Raw genomic sequence first — 19,524 nt, 5'->3', positions numbered from 1 at the left:
GCCTTTCACCCGCAATTAGTGATTCAAACATAGCTAAAAATCATGAAAAACAAGGCTCTGGTGTGTTATTAACCCACTTGCCTTAAAGTAAAGTCAGTCGTTTTATCATTCTTTTTAATGCCGGTGCTTTAAGTGGTTTGTACAATAAAGGATAACCTGCATCGAGTACGCGCTCGCGTATTTGCTCATCGTGGTTTGCAGTATTAACAATGGCAGGCAACGTCATTAATCCTGCTTGTTCAATCACCTCAAGCCCCGTTACACCATCATCCAATTGATAATCAACAATAAGTAGTTGTGGTAGTGTATTTTCTGCTTTGAGTTGCTCAAGTTCAATTAAGTTAGTGGCGGTGGCAATTTCACAGCCCCAGTTTTCTAGCAACTGTTTTAGCGCTTCAAGTACATTACGATCGTTATCCACAAGCCAAATACATAAACGACCCAATTCAGTTTCTGAATTGGCAGGTACATGCGCAGTGGCTGGTGTTTTTAAACTAGGTTTGCATGGCATGGTTAAAGTAAATTGAGTGCCTTTATTAAGCTGAGAGCCCATTACCAAAGGAATATTTAATAAATCACAAATACGTTTGGTGATAGAAAGCCCCAATCCTAATCCCTCGGCGTTAGGTTTATCGCCCAGCTGCTTAAATTCTTGATAAATACTCTGCTGATCACTGGTAGCAATGCCTATGCCTGTATCTTCAATCACAAACGATACATGATGTTCATCAAGTAAAACTTTTAAACGTACTTCACCATACTCTGTGTAGCGTATAGCATTACTAAGTAAGTTTCTTAGTACACGCTTAAGTAATGCTTTGTCGGTATAAATTCGCGCATCGCACGACTCAACGATAAAACTGAGGCCTTTTTCTTGAGCTAGTGCTAAATAATCATTACGCAGTGGCTCTATTAAACTACTCACATTAAATTCCGTTAACTGTACTTTAAACGAACCTGAATCGAGTTTAGTTAACTCTAAAATACTCGAAAGTAGCTCTTCTGCACTTGCTAAGGAATTTTTAATATTCATAGCTAGATCTTTAAGCTCAGTATCTTGGGCTTTTTCGTTCATTAGCGAACAAAATAAACTTGCGGCATTAAATGGCTGCAATAAATCGTGACTCGCCGCGGCAAAAAAACGCGTTTTACTTACTGTTGCCTGCTCTGCTACTTGCTTAGCTTTAGAAAGCGCTTGGTTAGCCTGTGTTAATGCTGCAGTGCGCGTAGCCACTTTTTCTTCAAGACTAACATTCGCTTCGGTGAGTGCTTTTTGTTGTTTTACAAACTCACTTATGTCGGTGTAGGTCGTTACAAACCCGCCACCAGGCAAGGGATTTCCTTGCATTTCAAATACTCTGCCATCACTATGTGCGCGTTGATATTTATACGCACTGCCTTGTTTTAAATAAGCTAAACGCTTATCGACTTCTGTATTAATATCCTCACCACGAAATAAGCCTCGCTCAGCGTTAAAGCGAATAATATCGGCAACGGGTCGACCTATATACAAAGCACTATCGGGGTAATTAAACATGTGCTTATAGCCTTGATTCCATGCCACCAAACGCAACTCACTATCAACTACGCTAATCCCTTGTTGAATGTTTTCAATGGTAGATTGCAGTAAATCACGATTAAATTTAAGCACTTGGCTAGCTTCATCGACAAACTCAGCAACTTGCTCTAAAGGCTGGCGCTGCTCATTTTTCGCTACATCTAAAATTAGCCGTGCTGATGCACCACCAATAACCGCTGACATTTCACGCTCAACTAATAACTCAAGCTCAACATTAGCAATCCGTTTCCATTGGCTTTTGTCATGCGGAAAATACTGCTGCACTAAAGAATGGCTCGCGTCTTTTTCAGCAAAACGCTGTAATAATGCCCCTAAATCTTCATAATTGAGTGGCTGTAATGTGGTGTTTAATCGCGAGTCGTTTAATTGAGATATGAACTTATTGCTTTGCAGGCGCTCAGCAAGCGTTGCACGACTAAATAGTGGTACAAGCAAATACACTAACGTATTAACCCCTAACGACAACAGTAATGATTGGCTAATACTTTCTAAATTCAATGAAAGTAAATTAGTGGGCGCTAACCAAGCAACTTGCCATGGCCCTTCTATTAACCAACTACTTTGGCTGCCAAAACCACTGGCTAAATTAGGTAGCAGTAAAGTGTAACCCCAAATTACAAAGCCACTTAAAATACCGAGCTGTGCACCACGACACGATGCGTGGCGCCACCATAAACCAATAATCATCGCAGGAGCAAATTGTGCAACCAAGGTAAACGACATAAGCCCAACGGTTGCAAGAGTGGTGGTTTCTGCCAGCACTCTATGAGTGAAATAGCTGAGTAATAAAATAAGTACAATTACAATTTTACGCGCATGCAATAAGTTGTTTTTATCCAATCCTCGGCTGCTTGACGTTAACTGTGAGCGACGCAAAATAAACTGATTAATAAAATCATTAGTGATCATCACCGACAGCACAATTGCCGACACAATCACCATACTTGTGGCCGCTGAAAAGCCACCTAAAAAGGCCAGTAAGGTTACCCCGCTATTATCTGTCGCCATTGGCAGCGCTAATACGAAGGTATCTTGACCAACGCTACTATCACTAAAATAAACCAGCCCAGCGTAAGCTATAGGTAAAATAAATAAGTTGATCAGTAATAAATACAACGGAAATAACCAGCGAGCAGTTGCCAGCTCATTATTGTTATTGTTTTCAATAAAGCTCATATGAAACTGACGCGGCAAACATAACGTTGCTAGTATCCCCAACAAGGTATGTGCAACATAGACATAAACGGGGCTTTGAGTCGCGGCAACGTGTGTTGGTATGTTTAGCGCTTGCGCCTGTTCATACAGAGCTATAGGGCTATCAAATATAGAAAAACACACATACAAGCCCACCGCAATAAAGGCAAGTAACTTAACAATTGATTCAAAGGCGATACTGGCAATTAACCCGGGGTTATGCTCACTGGGCTTAAGCCTGCGAGCGCCAAATAAAATAGCAAATAAAGCCAGCAATAACGTAATATAAAACGTACTGTCTGCCCATACTTGGTTACTTTGAGTGGGGGCTCGGTCGGTGAGTAAATTAATACTTTGTGCGGTCGCACTAAGTTGTAAAGAAATATACGGTACAATTGCTATCACTGAAATAAGTGAGATAAGCCCTGACAAACTCGACGACTGCCCATAGCGAGTAGCAATAAAGTCAGCCATAGAGGTAAGCTTTTGCTGTCGACAAATATGCGCAATACGACAATACAGCTGCCAGCCAAAAATAAATAATATAATCGTGCCCGCATAGGTAGGTGCCAACCACCAGCCATTACTAGCCGCTTGTGCTGTGGTGCCGTAAAAAGCCCATGAGGTACAATAAACACCCAATGACAGCCCGTAGGTTAAACCTTTGAAAGGAAGTACCTTACGCCTATCCGCCCAGCCCGCAACTGCAAATAATATCCCTAGATACACCACAGCAATAAGGCTAATAAACCAAATTGAAAACATATTTTTGTTCTTGTTATTATTTTTATAATACTTAACTTAGCATAAGGGGATGTGTAGCAAAAAGCAGCCCTTACTTTAGTGCTATAAATGAACAAAAAGGTAAAATAAGAATTATTTGCATTTAGGTATTGACAGTTATTTAAATCTAATTGATAATCACTATCAACAAGACGAAGCATACTTCTTGTGACGGAAAAGTTCATTTGTTTCTCGACCCTGAAACAACGTGTGGCGCACGTTAACAGCTATGGAAACCTGTTATAAACCACAACGCCCCTTGCTGTTTATGACCTGTTTCCGCCCTACTCATTTACTTGCTACATTGCTCATATCGGTGACGGTAGATATGAAACTAAAAAAGCCCTTACGGGCTTTTTTTATGTCTGTAATTTAGTGCGTAAGGCCTTAACCTGCGCTTTTATAAATTAACGACGGTTTTTTCGTGCACGTGCTCGGCGTTGTTTTTTCTCTTCTTCTTTGGCTTGCTTTTTCGCCTCTGCTGCCGCGCGCAATTCAGCCACCATTATTTCTTCTTCTTCACGCATGGCAGGTGTTTCCATGGTAATACGACCAATAATGCCATCTCGTAATTCATTAATTAGAATTTCCGACATTTTATACGTATCGATTTGGTTACCACCGCGAATACAGCCGCGCTTTTTACCCGCCATTTCAACAAACTCCCAATCGCTTTCTGGCAGTTCATCTAATTTATAGCGCGCTTTTAAAAGCTCAGGATAAGCATGCAATAAATACTCAGCGGTGTAACTTGCCACTTCTTCGTACTCAATAGCGGTATCACGTATCGCACCGGTTGCGCCTAAACGATAACCTGAGTTTTCGTTCTCTACTTTTGGCCACAGCATCCCTGGCGTATCGTAAAGCATAATGCCATCATCAAGTTTAATACGTTGCTGCGCCTTAGTAACTGCGGGCTCGTTACCCGTTTTAGCCACTATACGCCCAGCAAGCACATTAATGAGTGTTGATTTACCTACGTTAGGAATACCCATGATCATGGCTTTAATTTGCTTATCGGCACCGACTTTATGCGGCACTAACTTTTTACACAGCTCATTAATTCGATGCACTTCTGCGGCTTTATCGTTACCAAACGCAATGGCTTTTACGCCATTTTCTTGCTCAAAATAGTCTTTCCAGGTTTGCGTCATTTTAGGATCAGCTAAATCGGCTTTATTGAGAATTTTGATGACCGGCTTACCTTCTCGTAAGGTAGCCACCATCGGGTTTTCGCTACTGTAAGGAATGCGCGCATCTAGCACTTCAATGATCACATCCATTTGTGGCATTATTTCTTTAATTTCATTTCGGGCTTTATTCATGTGCCCAGGGAACCACTGGATAGCCATTTTTAACTCCTAACATATAATTTGTAGCTATTTTAACTGGCAATTCATTTAATTGCGCTATACTGACGCAAATTTTTTCATATAAGACACTATGGCTCTCAAATCTACCATCATGAAGGCGCAGTTATCGCTTAGCGATATGGACCGTCACGTATACCAAGACTTTAACCTGACCTTGGCACAACACCCATCAGAAACAGGTCAGCGGTTGATGATCCGCTTACTCGCTTTTGCACTTAATAGCTGTGATGGTTTAGAGTTTACCAAAGGGTTAAGCGCTGATGATGAGCCGGAGCTTTGGCATGTCAATTACAGTGAAGAAATAGAGCTGTGGATTGAGCTGGGGTTACCAGATGAAAAGCGCCTTAAAAAAGCCTGTAATAAAGCTAAAAAAGTAATTTTATATACCTATGGCGAGAATAACCAAGCTATTTGGTGGCAAAAGCATCAGCCTAAATTGTATGAGTTTAAAAACTTAAGCATTTTTAGTCTTGATTATGCTGCTACTCAGCTATTAGCTGCGTTGATTGATCGTAATATTAAATTGGCAATTACCATTCAAGATGGTGAAGTTTGGGTTAATACCGACACCACTAACATTGAGATAAAACCTCAGCAATTAATGTAATTGCGGTAGTTATACTAGGGTTTGTTGACCTTTGCGGATTACAATTTGTTCAAACTAGGAGCGGTTTAATCGCGGCGCGAGGTTTGTAACCTAGTGGGCTAAGTAAAAACCGAGTAACAAAGAGTAAATCGCTCCTAGGCAGAACCCGAAGGGCAACGGATGTTTGGCATTGATGCTGCGTTATCGCCTATTTATGGGGAATAACCACACCACATAGGCTCTGCCTTGCCTAAATACCAAACACACTGCTGCAAATTCAACCTTGAAAGGTCAACAGACCCTGATTACATTAAATTAGTTATCTATTATAGCGACAAATAAATAAGTCGGTAACAAGGCGAAAATTGTGACATATAGTTGTTCTATATAAATAATTTTTAACGTAGGTAGCGGATTATTTAATACGCTAGAATGATCATGTTTTTAATAAAATTGGTATTAGGGGGCGTATGAAAGTTAAACACGTTATTGTTTTACATGGCTTATATATGTCTGGCTTGGTGATGCGCCCGTTGTGCTCACGCTTGGAGGAGTCGGGGGTGAAAGTTTTAAACCTAACCTACAATACGCGTGACCCTAATCGGGATGCTATTTTTTCGCAAATAGATGAATTTATTGGCAACGAGCCTTCTGCTTTAGTGTGTCACTCTATGGGGGGCTTAGTTGCTCGCGCCTATTTAGAGGCAAACTCAGCGCCAAGTCATCATGTTGAAAAGGTAATCACCTTAGGAACGCCACATACTGGCAGCCATATTGCTGAAAAAATGCAGCAAAAAGGGTTCGAGCTATTATTAAAAAATAGCGTTGAGTTTTTACTCTCTAAGAATGGTGATTGGCCTTTTAAAGCCAAGCTATATAGCATTGCCGGCGACTTACCGATTGGCTTAATGCCACTCATTGTAAAAGGCAGCCGCTCTGATGGCACCGTATTACTAGATGAAACCAAGCTAAAGGGTATGGCCGAACATAAGGTATTTCACTTAAGCCATACCAGTATGATTTACTCACGCCAAGTCGTTAATTATATTCTTGAGCGCTTGAATGAGGACATTTAGTCCTCGGCTGCAGCCGCCACTTTGTAGCTGATCAAAAATATAATACCTAGCACTAAGGGCATTGGTGCAGCAATATAGCCAAAGGCATCAGAGTTTGCAAAACTTGCACCCGCTAAGTGCGCAACTAACCCTAATACAAACCCTAGCAAAGCAATACCAATAACGATGAGTTCAGCTTTATTTTCTTTACGTGTTTTAGCTTCCATAATTTCTCTCCGCATCTAATCAAGTAGCCCCTTAACTCAATAAAGTGATCCCTATCAAGTTGGGTTATAGTGATTATGCGCTTTACTTATGAGCGTTTTTTGACCTACATCAATAAATAAAATAAGTGTGCGCTGCGCCTGTCAAAAGCTTGTTTTAGATCATATTTTGTACTCACAAAATAAACAATTTCGCTGCTCAAGGTAGTATTTTTATAAACACAACCCATATCTATTGAACAGCGTTAGCTAACTTATTTAAAAAGTCGAGCTACGGTGATAGCTTTTAGCTATGACACCAATATGTATAAACGATTTTATTAATACACCATCTTAGGTAATACTGACTGTATTGAGCAAGGTGTAAACAAATTCATAAAACGGTTCTTTAAGGAGCAATGTATGTCGCAAGTAAATGCAATTGGTTTAAACAGTACAAAAAGTGAAGATATTATTAAGTCACTGAATACGCTTTTAAGCAGCTATCAAATTCAATATATGAATGCGCGTGGTTTTCACTGGAATATTAAAGGCCGAAACTTTTTTGAATTACATTTAAAGTTTGAAGAAATTTATAACTTACTACTGTTAAAAGTAGATGAAATCGCAGAACGTATTTTAACGCTTGATGGTGCACCGCTACATGCATTTTCAGATTACTTAGAAGTAAGTGAAATTAAAGAAGCAAAAGGGATCAGCGATGGCGTAACCGCAGTAGAGAACTTACTTGCCGGATACAGCAGCTTAATTAAAATGCAGCGCGATATTCTTGCACAAGCCGCTGAAGCTGATGATGAAGGTACCGCGTCATTAATGAGTGACTACATTAAAGAGCAAGAAAAACTAGTGTGGATGTTAAAAGCCTACCTAGATTAAGTTATTTTAAAAAATAGAAAGCCTCAGTTATTACTGAGGCTTTTTTGTAAAAATCATTTACGGGCTATGACAAAGCGATAAAAAAGGCCATTTCTAGCGCTTTTTCCTCTAAGCTCTTAAAGCGACCCGATGCCCCACCATGTCCTGCATCCATGTCGGTTTTAAACACTAAAATATTATCATCGGTTTTATATTCACGCATTTTAGCCACCCATTTCATTGGTTCCCAATACTGTACTTGTGAGTCGTGCAAACCGGTTGTCACCAGTATATTGGGGTAGTGTTGCGCACTAATATTGTCGTACGGTGAATACGCTTCAATAATGTCGTAAAAATGGGGGTCATTTGGGTTACCCCATTCATCATACTCATTTGTTGTAAGCGGAATGCTTTCATCTAACATTGTGGTGAGTACATCTAAAAATGGCACATGGCAGCCCACTCCACAGTAAAGCTCAGGCGCTTGATTTACCACAGCTCCCATTAATAACCCCCCAGCACTGCCACCAGAGGCAAACACTTTACTTTTGTTGCCATATCCTTGCTCAGTGAGCGCTTTGGTTACATCTATAAAGTCATTAAAGCTATTTTGTTTATGCTGTTTTTTACCATGTTCGTACCATGAACGTCCTAGCATTTCGCTTCCACGCACATGCGCAATCGCATACACAAAGCCACGGTCTAGTAAACTCAGTGATGTACTCGAAAAACTAGGATCTATGGTGATCCCATACGCGCCATAACCATATTGAAACAACGGATTTGAGCCATCTTTGTTAAAGCTATCTTTACGATATACCAACGACACGGGTACTTTTACTCCATCTCGAGCGCTTACCATAAGCCGCTCTGACTGGTAGTCTTCTGCGTTAAAATCACCGAGTACTTTTTGTTGTTTAAGTAAGGTTTTTTCGCCTGTGGTTAAATCAACATTATAGAGCGAACCTGGCGTTGTTAAGCTTGAATAGTAAATGCGTGCATGGGTTACACTTGGCTCTGGGTTCATCGCAATAGCGGCGTAATAACAAGGATCATCAAACTCAAGGTTCATTCGCTCGCCGTTTTTATTAACCACAACAAAGCGTGCTTGGCCTTGTTCGCGCTCGCTAAGCACTAAAAAGTCGTTAAATAGTTCAACGCCTTCTAATAATACAGTTTCACGATGAGGGGTATGTGTTTGCCACTGGTTTTTATCAGCAATGGTGTCGCTTGTTGCGGTCATTAATCTAAAGTTTTTGGCCTGCCAGTTAGTTACTATATAAAAAATATCACCAAGCTTATCGATATCAAATTCATGCCCCTCTTCGCGCGGCATTAAAGCGGTAAACTCACCTTGCGGTTGATTGGCATCAAGCACCCACATGTCGTTAGTTTCTGTGCTCGCCAAATCAATAATAATTAAGCTTTCATCACGGCTTTTACCTAAGCCCATAAAAAAGCTGCTGTCTTGCTCTTCGTATACCAGTACATCTTGGTGTTGCTCAGTCCCTAGTTCATGTCTAAAAACTTGATAACCCAATAAGGTTTTTAAATCCTTTTTTACATAAAATACGGTTTTATTGTCGTTCGCCCAAACCACTTGCCCCTCGGTAATCTCAAGTACATCGTCGAGCATTTTATTGCTGCTTAAATCTTTAAACCGTACTGTGTATATACGTCTGCCGTCGGTATCTTCAGAGTAAGCCATTAATTGCTCGTTGGGGCTCAGTGCCACTTCCCCTAACTCATAAAATTCATAGCCATTGGCAAGTTCATTAACATCAAGTAGTAGTTCTTTATCAACCATTGCCATACTGCGGCTGCGATAATGACGCGCATATTCATCATCTCCGCGAACCTCTGAGTGATACCAATACTGGCCGTCTTTTACCGGTACAGTGTTATCGTCTTTTACAATACGACCTTTAAGCTCGTCAAATAATGTATTTTGTAGTGGCTTAATGGCAGCTAATTGTGCATCACAATAGGTATTTTCTTGCGCTAAATGTGCGAGTATATCGGCATTTTTTCGCTCATCATCGCGCATCCAATAATAATCATCACTGCGTGTTTTAGCATGAGTAGTCAGCGCATGAGCTTGCTTTTTAGCAACAGGGAAATTAGGTAATAAGCTTAAAGAATAATCAGAAGAAGACACAAAAAAACCGCTTAAAAAATAACAATGGCGGTCAGTTTATCATAAAAATAAAAAAGCCCACTCATAGTTGAGTGGGCTAAAGCGGTATAAATTCGATAACTAAAAACTACGAGAATTTTTATTGTTGTCGTTATACCTAAGGGAAGTTGATTTACTGTATTTGCTGCCAAGCCATCGCCCAGCTTTCACCAACGCCTGGCTCAAACATAGCGCTATTCTCATTCACACGGCAAAACTCACTAAATGGCCATGCCTTACACTGGTATATATGCCCTGTTTTTGGCTGTAATACTTTGGTGCCCGCACTGTACATATCGCCATTTTGAGGATAAACCGCGTCGTATCCAAGGCTATTGACTGTGATTAATTTTTTATTTTTTTCAGCGCGATTAAAGTGAACCACCGCGCTACAAATACCACTACTTTCAAGTGCAAATATTTTGTTATGTCGGTACGCAACCACCAATCCTTGCTCTGTCATTCTACCAGCGCACACAAGCGGAATATGCATATTAATATGCTCAACCACCAGCAAACTCCAAGCATGCGGTTCGCCCTGCTCTGGAGAGAGTATTTCATAATCAAACGCTAGCTGAGTTAATTCGCCATGCTCATCGTAAAAGCTCACACTAACCGTATCACCAACAAAGAGCTGGCTATACTGATCGAGCCCAAGACAGCCAATAGTTAACCATTCTCCACATGTTAATGATGAATGTATAAACACTGCAACACCTTAAAGAGTCAAACGTCGCCCATATCATATGGCTTTCAACAGGCAAACTAGCTCATGAGCTAATATGCGTTAACTAAAGTATTAGGTTAAAAACCATTGTGTAATACCAATACCGACTGATTGTAATTCGCAATGTTGCAATAATCAAACAAAAGAATGTAACCAGAGTTTAAAAACAATACTAAAGTTTGCACTAATGAGCATAAAACAAAAAAGCCAACCGCTTTATAAACGGTTGGCTTTTTTCAGCTACATGATCTGGGTGATGTTAACTTACGCTCGCTTTTTTACTTGCGAACGGGCGCTTAAATAGCGCGCCTATGTCGGTTAAAATAATATACAAACACGGCACCAAAATAAGGGTGATCAGTGTTGCAAACATAACCGCAAAGCCCAGAGCTACCGCCATAGGTATTACAAATTTGGCTTGTAAACTGGTTTCAAACATAATCGGCAATACCCCTGCAAAGGTCGTAATTGAGGTAAGTAATATGGGCCTAAAGCGTGCACAGCCTGCTTCAATAACCGCATCTTTTATACTGATACCAGCACGACGCGCCTGATTAATAAAATCAGTCATCACTAAGGAGTCGTTAATAACCACCCCTGCAGCAGCAATTAAACCAAAGCCCGACATTAAGCTAATATCTAAACCAAACCAAAAATGACCCCATATTGCCCCCGTTAAACTAAATGGAATAACCGACATTACAATGAGAGGTTGTGAGTAACTTTTTAACGGTACGGCAAGTAGTATATAAACTAAAATCATACCACCAGCAAAAAATAGCAGTTGCTCATTAGCTTGCGCCTGTTGTTCTTCAATTGCGCCACCTAGTTCTGACTTAACACTTGGGTATTCGTCCAACAGTTGTGGTAGTAAATTTTCTTTTACTTGCTTAACCACTTCGCCTGGCTCAATCACTTCCTCATCAATGTTGCCATACACATAAACAGTGCGATAACCGCCTTCACGACGAATATAACTAATACCAGGGGTTTCAGTTAGCTCAACCACATCTCCTAGCAATACTTCTTTGCCTTGGGGCGTAGTGATAACCGCGTGTTTAAGCGATGAAAACGCTTCGCGAGTAAGCTTAGGGTAACGTACCATCACCCGTACTTCTTCACCGCGACGAATAACACGTTGCGCCTCGCCACCATAAAAACTGGCACCGACTTGATTTGCAATTGAGGCCAAATCTAACCCTAAGTCAAAGGCGACTGGTTTTAAGCTCATTTGTACTTCTTTGCTAGCAGGGTCAATGGTAGAGCTTATATCAAATAAGCCTTCTTGCTGCTGCAATAATCCAATAAAGCGACGCCCTGCTTCATTCAATGTATCGATATCAGAGCCATACAGTAAGTAACCAAACTCACCGTTACCGCCGCCACCTCCACCGCCAACATCATCCTGAATAGTTAACGATTTAACGCCCGCAATATTAGGCATCGCTTCACGCCAGCGGCGCGAAAGCTCAAAGGCATTATAAGGGCGTAAATCTTCATCAACCAATGGCGCTAATAACTGCGCCTCTGTACGACCTTGGTTAAATACCAATACATCGCGAATCATCTTTTGCCCTTCTTCGCGCTCGGTTTGCTTATCTATTTCAAGCACCATGGCTTCGATTTGGCGAATAGCATTAATAGTTTGGATGTCTGATACGTTATCGTTCATCTCAACATTAATTTGCGGGAAGTCATGCGGCACTTTAGGCGATGGGATCATTCTCACCTGATTTGACGATATTAACGCAAAGGTGAAAATTAGTAGCGCAATAAAACTAAACAGCACCGTCCAACGCCACTTTATACAATTAACAATAAACTGCCTATACGGCCCATTTACAAAGCCAAAAAAGCGCTTATTAAAGCGTGCTCGCCAACCGTCAGGGTTAATAGGAGAAAAGTGAGTATGCGCAATGTGCGCCGGTAATATCAGCTTAGATTCAATCAAGCTAAATATTAAACATAAAATCACCACCACTGAAATACCTATAAAAAAGGAACTTTCAGGGCCGCTTGAAAGCGTAAACGGCGCAAATACCGCAATGGTTGTTAGTACACCAAAGGTGGCAGGGGTTGCCACTCGTTTAGCGCCATTAACCACATTAACAACACCGCCGCCTTTTTTTTCTATTTCGGTGTAGGCACTTTCACCTATGACAATGGCATCGTCCACCACAATCCCCAGCACCATAATAAAGGCAAATAAAGACACAATATTAATTGTGATACCAAATAACGGCATCAGCATCATCGCACCTAAAAAGCACACTGGTAAACCAATCATTACCCACAGTGCGAGCTTAAAACGTAAAAATAACGAAAGCATAATAGCGACTAAAATTGCACCTTGCAGCAAATTAGCTTTCATCATGTCTAAGCGTGCATTTAGATAGTAAGTAAAGTCCATTAGCGGCTCTATACGTACACCCAATGGCAGTTCTTTATTTTTTTTATCAATATACGCTTTAACCGAATCGGCCACCGGAATAATGTTTTGATCTTCGGTGGCTTTTACCGATAAATAAACCGCGTTTTCGCCATTAAATTTAAAGTAACGCTCACCTTCAACGAACTGATCTTTGATTATAGCAATATCTTGTAGCAACACTTTGGCACCATTGGCGCCAATTTTTACCGGAATTTGCCTAAACTCTTCACCAGAATAAAACTGATTTTCTACTCGAACCGAAATAACACCCGCATCAGTTTTTAATTGTCCGGCTGAAAAGTTAGCCGAATAACGACGTACCGCGTTCGCTACATCCGATAAGGTTAAATTATATTGGCGCAATGTATCGGGTTCTATTTCTATGGCAATTTCATCCAGTGGCACATCGTTTACCACTAAAGATACATTCGATAACTGCAAGAGTTCATCTTCAACCTGATTTGCGATTGGCTTAAGCTCATTTAGCGGTAGGTCGGCAACGAGCGTCATGCCAATTACATCTTGGCGAAACTCTATTTGGCTAATGGTAACCGGCTCCATTCCTGCAGGAAAAGTCGCGATACCATCTACTCGCAGTTTTACCTTATCGAGAACGTCGGTAAGCTCTGCGTCAGTATTAATTTCAAGGCTGGCAGAACCCCCATTACGAAAAGCGCGATATACCCCTTTTTTTATCTCAGTTATATCTTTTAGCGACTCTTCAATTTTTATTAAGATACTTTCTTCAATTTCTTGTGGCGACGCCCCCGGGTAGTTTGCATTTACAGTAATATAGTTAACTTCTATATTAGGGAACATTTGTCGCTGAATGGTAAAGTAGCTTATAAGCCCCATTACAATAATAAAAAACATCATTAAATTGGCAGCAACAGAGTTGTTAGCAAAATAAGCAATTAACCCTGTTTGTTTGGTTGTATTGGGCTGTTCTGTGTTATTCATAACTCACCCTACCTTAAAGTTTTTCAGTGGATGCATTTTCTGCTGCATCTGTATTTTTAGTCTCTGTTAAACCGGCTATTTTTACTGCCATGCCTTTTTGAGGGTATTCCGGTAAGGTGGTAACGAGCTTATCGTTGGCTTGTAAGCCATCGCTAATATAAAAATATTCGCCTTCTTCACGAATCACTTTTACTTTACGCGGCTCTAACTGTTGCTCATCATTAACTATCCACACGGTTTGGTTATTTACTAACTCTTGCGGTAAACGATAAATATTATTGAGCATAGTGCCGGCAAAGTTTACTTGTACATAAGTGCCAAATTTAATTGCAGGCTGCTGATTAGTCAGTCCGTAAGGATCTTCAATTCTTACCACTAAACTGCTCATGCGAGTCGCGTTATCAACAATCCCTAAATCGCGGTCTATTACTGCTTGGCGAGTAAACCCATTGAATCCTGTTTTGATAACGGTTGCCGTTACCCCTTTAACGCGCTCAGGTAAAAACACACTGTCAAAGCCAGCGATCGGAATAATCACTTCAGCGGTTTCAATATTATTCAGCTCAGCAACTTGAGCGCCCATACTAACAAACTGGCCAACCCCCACATTCCGACTAACCACTAATGCATCGTAAGGTGCGGTGATTTCACAATTGTCTAAATCGCGTTGGGCTCTTTTTAATGCTGCTTGCGCCGACTTAACTGATGCTTGCGCACTCAGCACTTGTGGTTTGCGTAAAAATAAATCTGTACGTGCTTTATTTGGGAAACGTTTTGCTTCGTCTTCTGCGACTTTGGCTTGCGCTTGCTCTTCAATTAACATCGCTTGAGCGCGGGCAAGTTCAGCTTCAGCTTGCAATACCGCAGCCTCGTAGTTATCTTTTTCAATAGTAAATAAGGTTTCGCCGCGACCCACAACACCACCCGCCACAAAGCTTGGATGCCAGCTGACAACTTCACCTGACACTTGCGCTGAAAGTTGGGTATTTTCTAGTGGCTGCACTTCACCATAACTATTAATGATAACTTGATGATCGTTAGCGGAAACGGCTTCAACTTGCACCGTTGGTCGAGTGTCTATGACTTCTTTTTTGTCTGACTCTTTTGCAATCGCATTAATTGCAACAAAACCAGCAACACCTAATGCCAGTGCTACAAATGGAAAAGCCCATCTAAGTACATTACCTTGCATCTGTTTATTTCTCCCAAATTACTATTAGCACTATGATACCAAAGCTTAATGAAACATTAACGTGACATTTGTAAGCAACTGTTACAAAAAGGTATAAATAAGGTCTTCTTCAGCAAATAAAAGGTAAGTCAAAAGCACTGTTAAGCCGCTTTATAAATGTATTGTTACAATCTTTTACCATTATAAATCATAAAGCTAATCACTTTAGGTTAGTATTTATTAATCATACTGTGCGAAAAAGCATGACACACCGTACAGTAAAATTACATTAACAACTAAAAAAGACTAAACGATGAAATTAACCACACTTACCTTGGCGCTGAGTATAGCGCTTAGTGGCAGCTATGCTGTTGCAGCAGAAAAAAAAGAAGAAAAGAAACCACAAACATTAACTGAAATGATTAAAGGGCAAACCGAATTTGCGGGTATTTTTAATCTTTACCAAGATGAAAAAACCGGCGATCACTTAATGGTGATAAATGAGTCACAGCTCGATACGCCCTTTGTGTACTTTGCGCATACCATTGATGGTGTAACTGATGCGGGTCATTTTCGTGGGTCGTATCGTGAAACAAAGCTGATTGAATTTAGAAAATACTTTGATCGTATTGATATTATTAGTAAAACCCCTCGCTACTTATTTAACGAAAATAGCGCACTTGCCAAAGCCAGTGAAGCTAATATCAGCGAAGCCGTGCTTGCAAGTATAAAAATAGAAAAACAAGAAGAAGGTAAAATAGCCTTTAATGTAAATAAGCTTTTTTTAAGTGAAGCGCTACATAAAGTGTCTCCTACGCCTAACCCGAACGATAAAAATGCTAAAAAGCGTTTTAAAGTAGGTAAATTAGACGATAAAAAATCACGCATCATCAAACAGCGCCCATACCCTAACAACCTAGATGTGGTTGTTGATTATGTTTTTACCAATAGCAGCCCAACCGTTCGAGGTTCAGGTGCGATAAGCGACCCCCGAAGTGTGTCGGTAAAAGTACAACATTCATTTGTGGCTTTACCAAAAAACAATTACCAACCTCGCTTTGATGATGCACGTATTGGTTATTTCACCAATCAGTTTGATAAAATGACGTCAACCGACTGGGCGCCATACCAAGATGTCATTAAGCGCTGGGATTTACAAAAGAAAGATCCAAACGCTGCACTTTCAGAACCAGTAAAACCGATTACCTGGTGGATAGAAAACACCACACCGGTTGAATGGCGTGACACCGTGCGTGATGCCGTACTTGCTTGGAACACCTCATTTGAAAAAGCAGGCTTTAAAAATGCGCTCGAAGTAAAAATACAACCTGACGATGCCGATTGGGATGCCGGCGATATTAACTATAACGTACTACGTTGGACTTCATCACCCAAACCACCGTTTGGTGGGTATGGGCCAGCATTAGCGAACCCGTTAACCGGTGAAATTTTAGGCTCAGACATTATGCTTGAGTTTGTATTTATGAAAAACCGCTGGATATACGACACACTGTATACTCAAGGCACGATGAGCCATACACAGCCAACCAACTATTCAGAACTCAATTGCTCTTTAGGTCATGAATTACAGCAAAGCCTAATAATGGCCAAGGGCTTAGCAAATGGCGCTGATATTGAAGATACCCAAATGTTACGCCAAGGCTTAACTCAGCTGGTTTTACATGAAGTAGGGCATACTCTAGGCCTTAATCACAACATGAAGTCTTCTATTTTGTGGGATGAGAAAGAAGTTCACGACAAAAGTAAAACCCAAGGCATAGTTACCGGCTCGGTAATGGACTATGCGCCAGCAAATATAGCGCCAACGGGTGTGACTCAAGGCGATATTTTCCAAACTAAACCAGGTCCATACGATGATTGGGCAATAAATTACGGCTACAGCGCAGCGCTTAAAGATGAAGCTGCAGAGCAAGCTCGCCTTGATAAAATACTCGCTCGCTCAAGCGAACATGCGCTTTCCTTTGGTAACGATGCCGACGACATGCGTGCCCCTGGCCGCCACATAGACCCTCGCGTGATGATAGGTGACTTGTCGTCTAACCCTGCAGCTTACGGCGCAGATAGAATGGCACTGATCAATACACTCTTTTCAGAACTTAAAGACAAAGCTACAGTAAAAGGTGAGTCTTACCAACAGCTTGTTACTTCAGCTAACAGCCTATTTGGCCAGTATCGTGCACAAGCAGGCGTGGTATCTCGTCAAATTGGTGGCGTGTATGTAGAGCGTGCCGTCGTGGGCGATGAAAATGCAGCAAAGCCTTTTACACCGGTACCACTTGAGCGTCAAACCCAAGCAATGGCTATTTTAGCTGAGTATGTGTTTGCTCCAAATGTACTGCAAAGCATGCAGCCATTGTATAACTTTATGCAGCAGCAGCGTCGTGGGTTTAATCATTACGGTAAAAACGAAGACCCTAAACCGCATAAAATGATTTTAGGTATGCAAAAGAGTGTACTAGCGCAACTACTACATCCTGCTGTGTTACTGCGTATTTCAGATACTGCTTTATATGGTAATGAATACAGCCTTATGCAATTTATGGAGGATTTAACTGCAAGTATCTTTGTTGATAGTAAAACCGCTAATTCAGTCAGTCATAATTTACAGATTGAATATGTTAATCAGTTAATTGCGATTGCAGGCCTAGAAAAAGCAAGTAAATACGATAACTTAGCGAAAACAGCCGCGCTATATCAGCTAACTCAAATAGCCGATAAAAAGGTTGCATGGGGCGCTGATACCGCAACCAAAGCACATAAAAAATATATCGACCGCTTAATTAGCAAAGCGCTAGAAGCATAAATAACACTGAGTAAACCAAGGCCACGTCATACGTGGCCTTTTTTACACTAACTCAAAGGTAAATAGTGCCTTTAAGGTACCTTACGGCATGACCCGTTAATGTCACTGTTGTATTGCCCACTTCACAGTGTAGCTTCCCACCTCGTTGTGAGGCTTGATAAGCACTGAGAGAATTTTTTCCAAACTGCCCTGCCCAATAAGGGGCAAGCCCAGTATGAATTGAGCCGGTTACAAAGTCTTCATCACCCCCACTGGCAGGCCAAAAATAACGAGAAATAAAGTCATACTCAACACTCGGTGCTGTTGCAACCACATCTAATGGGGCTAATTTTTTTAGTTGTTCATTGGTTGTTTTCAGATCTACAACCTGCTGCTCATTATCATAAATAGCAAAATAAGCTTGGCGGTTTTTCAGCACTTTAACAGGTTGTATAGACAGGCCAGCTAATAGAGCATCAGGGATGAGCTGAACCTCTTCAGGGGCTTGTTTAGGAAAGGTCATAGCAAAGCTGCCATCGTTATTTTTATTAACAATCAGTTTGCCCACCGCCTCTCCGCTAAAGCACACCTGCGATATACTATGTTGCTCACAAAGCACATAGGCCGCCGCTAAAGTAGCATGGCCGCAAAAATCAATCTCCATTAATGGCGAAAACCAACGTATCGAAAAGCTTCCATCTGCCGACTGACAAGTAAAAGCGGTTTCAGACACATTGTTTTCCGAAGCTATATTCAGCATAAGATCATCACTAAGCCAAGACTCCAATGGGATCACGGCAGCATAATTACCTTTAAACAGTTCACTGCTGAACGCATCGATTTGATGGATAGTTAATTTCATAGTGGGCACTTTTTATTTATTGGTCACTCAAAGTGCCACAAATGAAATTAACGGTCACTATAATTTTATGCCAACACAGGACGTACGCGATAATACTGCATACACGCAAATTGCAGCGCATTAGTTAGCAATATCATAATAAACATTAATATATGCGAAGTACTTTGCACTGGCATGGCTAGCTCTGCAAACAAACCACAGATACCTGCTATAAATTGCAAACTAAAATAGCGCGCACTCAGGTTACTAATATTCCCTGTTCGCAGTGTTTTATAGGTTTGTGGCATAACCCGAACCGAACTCATAATTAAGCCCACATAAGTTAAGCCGTTTAGCACAGAGGCAGTATCTAGGTTAGGGTTTAACAGCAACAAAAAAGGTAATAACGAAAAGCTAAGCATGCCAAGTAACTGCAGCTTCTGACGTTTAGCGGCATTATAACGGGCAAAAAAGTATAAAATTAAACCACTCAACAATCCTGTCGCAAAAAACGGCAAGGCAATATAAAAGCGAGCAAAATAAAGATTGTAGCTAATAAAGTACACACTTTGCGCTAAACCAAATGTCATCATTAGCAGTGATACACCCGATACACTGCGGTTTTTAATAATTTTATTAAGTAGCGGTAAAAAACTAAAAACCAAAATAAACACTGACAAAATAGGCAAATAATACGCCAAAGCAAACCTCGCTCGTTACATTGTTGTTAATAAAAAGGAAGAAATAAAACATTTTTTAAACATCT

Annotated in this window: 13 protein-coding genes; 4 read left to right on the top strand and 9 right to left on the bottom strand. The window is 40.8% G+C overall.

Going from position 1 to position 19,524, the window contains the following annotated elements:
* Nucleotides 1–82: 82 nt before the first annotated feature.
* Nucleotides 83–3,538, bottom strand: coding sequence for a PAS domain-containing hybrid sensor histidine kinase/response regulator (locus N523_RS0107485; RefSeq protein WP_028834702.1), 3,456 nt, complete (start codon nucleotides 3,536–3,538; stop codon nucleotides 83–85).
* A gap of 425 nt (nucleotides 3,539–3,963) precedes the next feature.
* A complete protein-coding gene (gene ylqF / locus N523_RS0107480) occupies nucleotides 3,964–4,908 on the bottom strand; it encodes a ribosome biogenesis GTPase YlqF (protein WP_013466219.1) in 945 nt (314 codons plus the stop codon).
* Between the two features lie 91 nt (nucleotides 4,909–4,999).
* On the opposite strand from ylqF, the gene N523_RS0107475 reads away from it, so the two are divergent.
* Nucleotides 5,000–5,536, top strand: coding sequence for a YaeQ family protein (locus tag N523_RS0107475; protein ID WP_028834703.1), 537 nt, complete (start codon nucleotides 5,000–5,002; stop codon nucleotides 5,534–5,536).
* A 449-nt stretch (nucleotides 5,537–5,985) separates the two neighbouring features.
* Nucleotides 5,986–6,591: a PGAP1-like alpha/beta domain-containing protein gene (locus tag N523_RS0107470; RefSeq protein ID WP_028834704.1), complete on the top strand. Its 606-nt coding sequence runs from the start codon at nucleotides 5,986–5,988 to the stop codon at nucleotides 6,589–6,591.
* Here N523_RS0107470 and N523_RS0107465 read toward each other — a convergent pair.
* Complete coding sequence (locus tag N523_RS0107465; protein WP_016899028.1) at nucleotides 6,588–6,797, bottom strand: hypothetical protein; 210 nt, start codon at nucleotides 6,795–6,797, stop codon at nucleotides 6,588–6,590. The genes N523_RS0107470 and N523_RS0107465 overlap by 4 nt on opposite strands.
* A 399-nt stretch (nucleotides 6,798–7,196) precedes the next feature.
* Between N523_RS0107465 and N523_RS0107460 the strand changes: the two genes are divergently transcribed.
* Nucleotides 7,197–7,670 (top strand): Dps family protein, encoded by a 474-nt coding sequence (locus N523_RS0107460; RefSeq protein ID WP_008112861.1) that lies wholly within the window; start codon nucleotides 7,197–7,199, stop codon nucleotides 7,668–7,670.
* A gap of 64 nt (nucleotides 7,671–7,734) precedes the next feature.
* Here the strand turns inward: N523_RS0107460 and N523_RS0107455 are convergent, their stop codons facing one another.
* From N523_RS0107455 to N523_RS0107440, 4 genes are all read right to left on the bottom strand, one after another.
* The gene (locus N523_RS0107455; RefSeq protein ID WP_028834705.1) at nucleotides 7,735–9,807 is read right to left on the bottom strand and encodes a S9 family peptidase; all 2,073 of its coding nucleotides are present in this window, start codon (nucleotides 9,805–9,807) and stop codon (nucleotides 7,735–7,737) included.
* Between the two features lie 151 nt (nucleotides 9,808–9,958).
* Nucleotides 9,959–10,534, bottom strand: a complete 576-nt coding sequence (locus tag N523_RS0107450) for a hypothetical protein (RefSeq protein ID WP_013466224.1) — start codon at nucleotides 10,532–10,534, stop codon at nucleotides 9,959–9,961.
* 277 nt (nucleotides 10,535–10,811) lie between these two features.
* Entirely contained in the window at nucleotides 10,812–13,943 is a 3,132-nt protein-coding gene (locus N523_RS0107445) for an efflux RND transporter permease subunit (RefSeq protein ID WP_028834706.1), read from the bottom strand.
* Between the two features lie 13 nt (nucleotides 13,944–13,956).
* Nucleotides 13,957–15,135, bottom strand: coding sequence for an efflux RND transporter periplasmic adaptor subunit (locus N523_RS0107440; protein WP_028834707.1), 1,179 nt, complete (start codon nucleotides 15,133–15,135; stop codon nucleotides 13,957–13,959).
* A gap of 292 nt (nucleotides 15,136–15,427) precedes the next feature.
* Here N523_RS0107440 and N523_RS0107435 point away from each other — a divergent pair, with 292 nt between their 5' ends.
* Nucleotides 15,428–17,938 carry a zinc-dependent metalloprotease gene (locus N523_RS0107435; protein WP_028834708.1) on the top strand — a complete coding sequence of 837 codons (2,511 nt, stop codon included), beginning with the start codon at nucleotides 15,428–15,430 and terminating at the stop codon, nucleotides 17,936–17,938.
* A 52-nt stretch (nucleotides 17,939–17,990) separates the two neighbouring features.
* Here N523_RS0107435 and N523_RS0107430 read toward each other — a convergent pair whose 3' ends face one another.
* Nucleotides 17,991–18,779 carry a PhzF family phenazine biosynthesis protein gene (locus tag N523_RS0107430; RefSeq protein ID WP_028834709.1) on the bottom strand — a complete coding sequence of 263 codons (789 nt, stop codon included), beginning with the start codon at nucleotides 18,777–18,779 and terminating at the stop codon, nucleotides 17,991–17,993.
* Nucleotides 18,780–18,844: 65 nt separating this feature from the next.
* A complete protein-coding gene (locus N523_RS0107425) occupies nucleotides 18,845–19,459 on the bottom strand; it encodes a PQ-loop domain-containing transporter (protein WP_016899022.1) in 615 nt (204 codons plus the stop codon).
* Between the last annotated feature and the right edge of the window lie 65 nt (nucleotides 19,460–19,524).

The sequence above is a fragment of the Pseudoalteromonas sp. 23_GOM-1509m genome (assembly GCF_000518425.1).
GTDB classification, from domain to species: Bacteria; Pseudomonadota; Gammaproteobacteria; order Enterobacterales; family Alteromonadaceae; genus Pseudoalteromonas; species Pseudoalteromonas tetraodonis.
Note: the sequence above shows the minus strand (reverse complement) of the source record. Positions and strands in the feature narration are given on the sequence as shown.

Excerpts from the sequence above, each read along its gene's own strand:
- N523_RS0107485 (WP_028834702.1), bottom strand. The coding sequence starts at position 3,538 with ATGTTTTCAATTTGGTTTATTAGCCTTATTGCTGTGGTGTATCTAGGG.
- ylqF (WP_013466219.1), bottom strand. The coding sequence starts at position 4,908 with ATGGCTATCCAGTGGTTCCCTGGGCACATGAATAAAGCCCGAAATGAA.
- N523_RS0107475 (WP_028834703.1), top strand. The coding sequence starts at position 5,000 with ATGGCTCTCAAATCTACCATCATGAAGGCGCAGTTATCGCTTAGCGAT.
- N523_RS0107470 (WP_028834704.1), top strand. The coding sequence starts at position 5,986 with ATGAAAGTTAAACACGTTATTGTTTTACATGGCTTATATATGTCTGGC.
- N523_RS0107465 (WP_016899028.1), bottom strand. The coding sequence starts at position 6,797 with ATGGAAGCTAAAACACGTAAAGAAAATAAAGCTGAACTCATCGTTATT.
- N523_RS0107460 (WP_008112861.1), top strand. The coding sequence starts at position 7,197 with ATGTCGCAAGTAAATGCAATTGGTTTAAACAGTACAAAAAGTGAAGAT.
- N523_RS0107445 (WP_028834706.1), bottom strand. The coding sequence starts at position 13,943 with ATGAATAACACAGAACAGCCCAATACAACCAAACAAACAGGGTTAATT.
- N523_RS0107440 (WP_028834707.1), bottom strand. The coding sequence starts at position 15,135 with ATGCAAGGTAATGTACTTAGATGGGCTTTTCCATTTGTAGCACTGGCA.
- N523_RS0107435 (WP_028834708.1), top strand. The coding sequence starts at position 15,428 with ATGAAATTAACCACACTTACCTTGGCGCTGAGTATAGCGCTTAGTGGC.
- N523_RS0107430 (WP_028834709.1), bottom strand. The coding sequence starts at position 18,779 with ATGAAATTAACTATCCATCAAATCGATGCGTTCAGCAGTGAACTGTTT.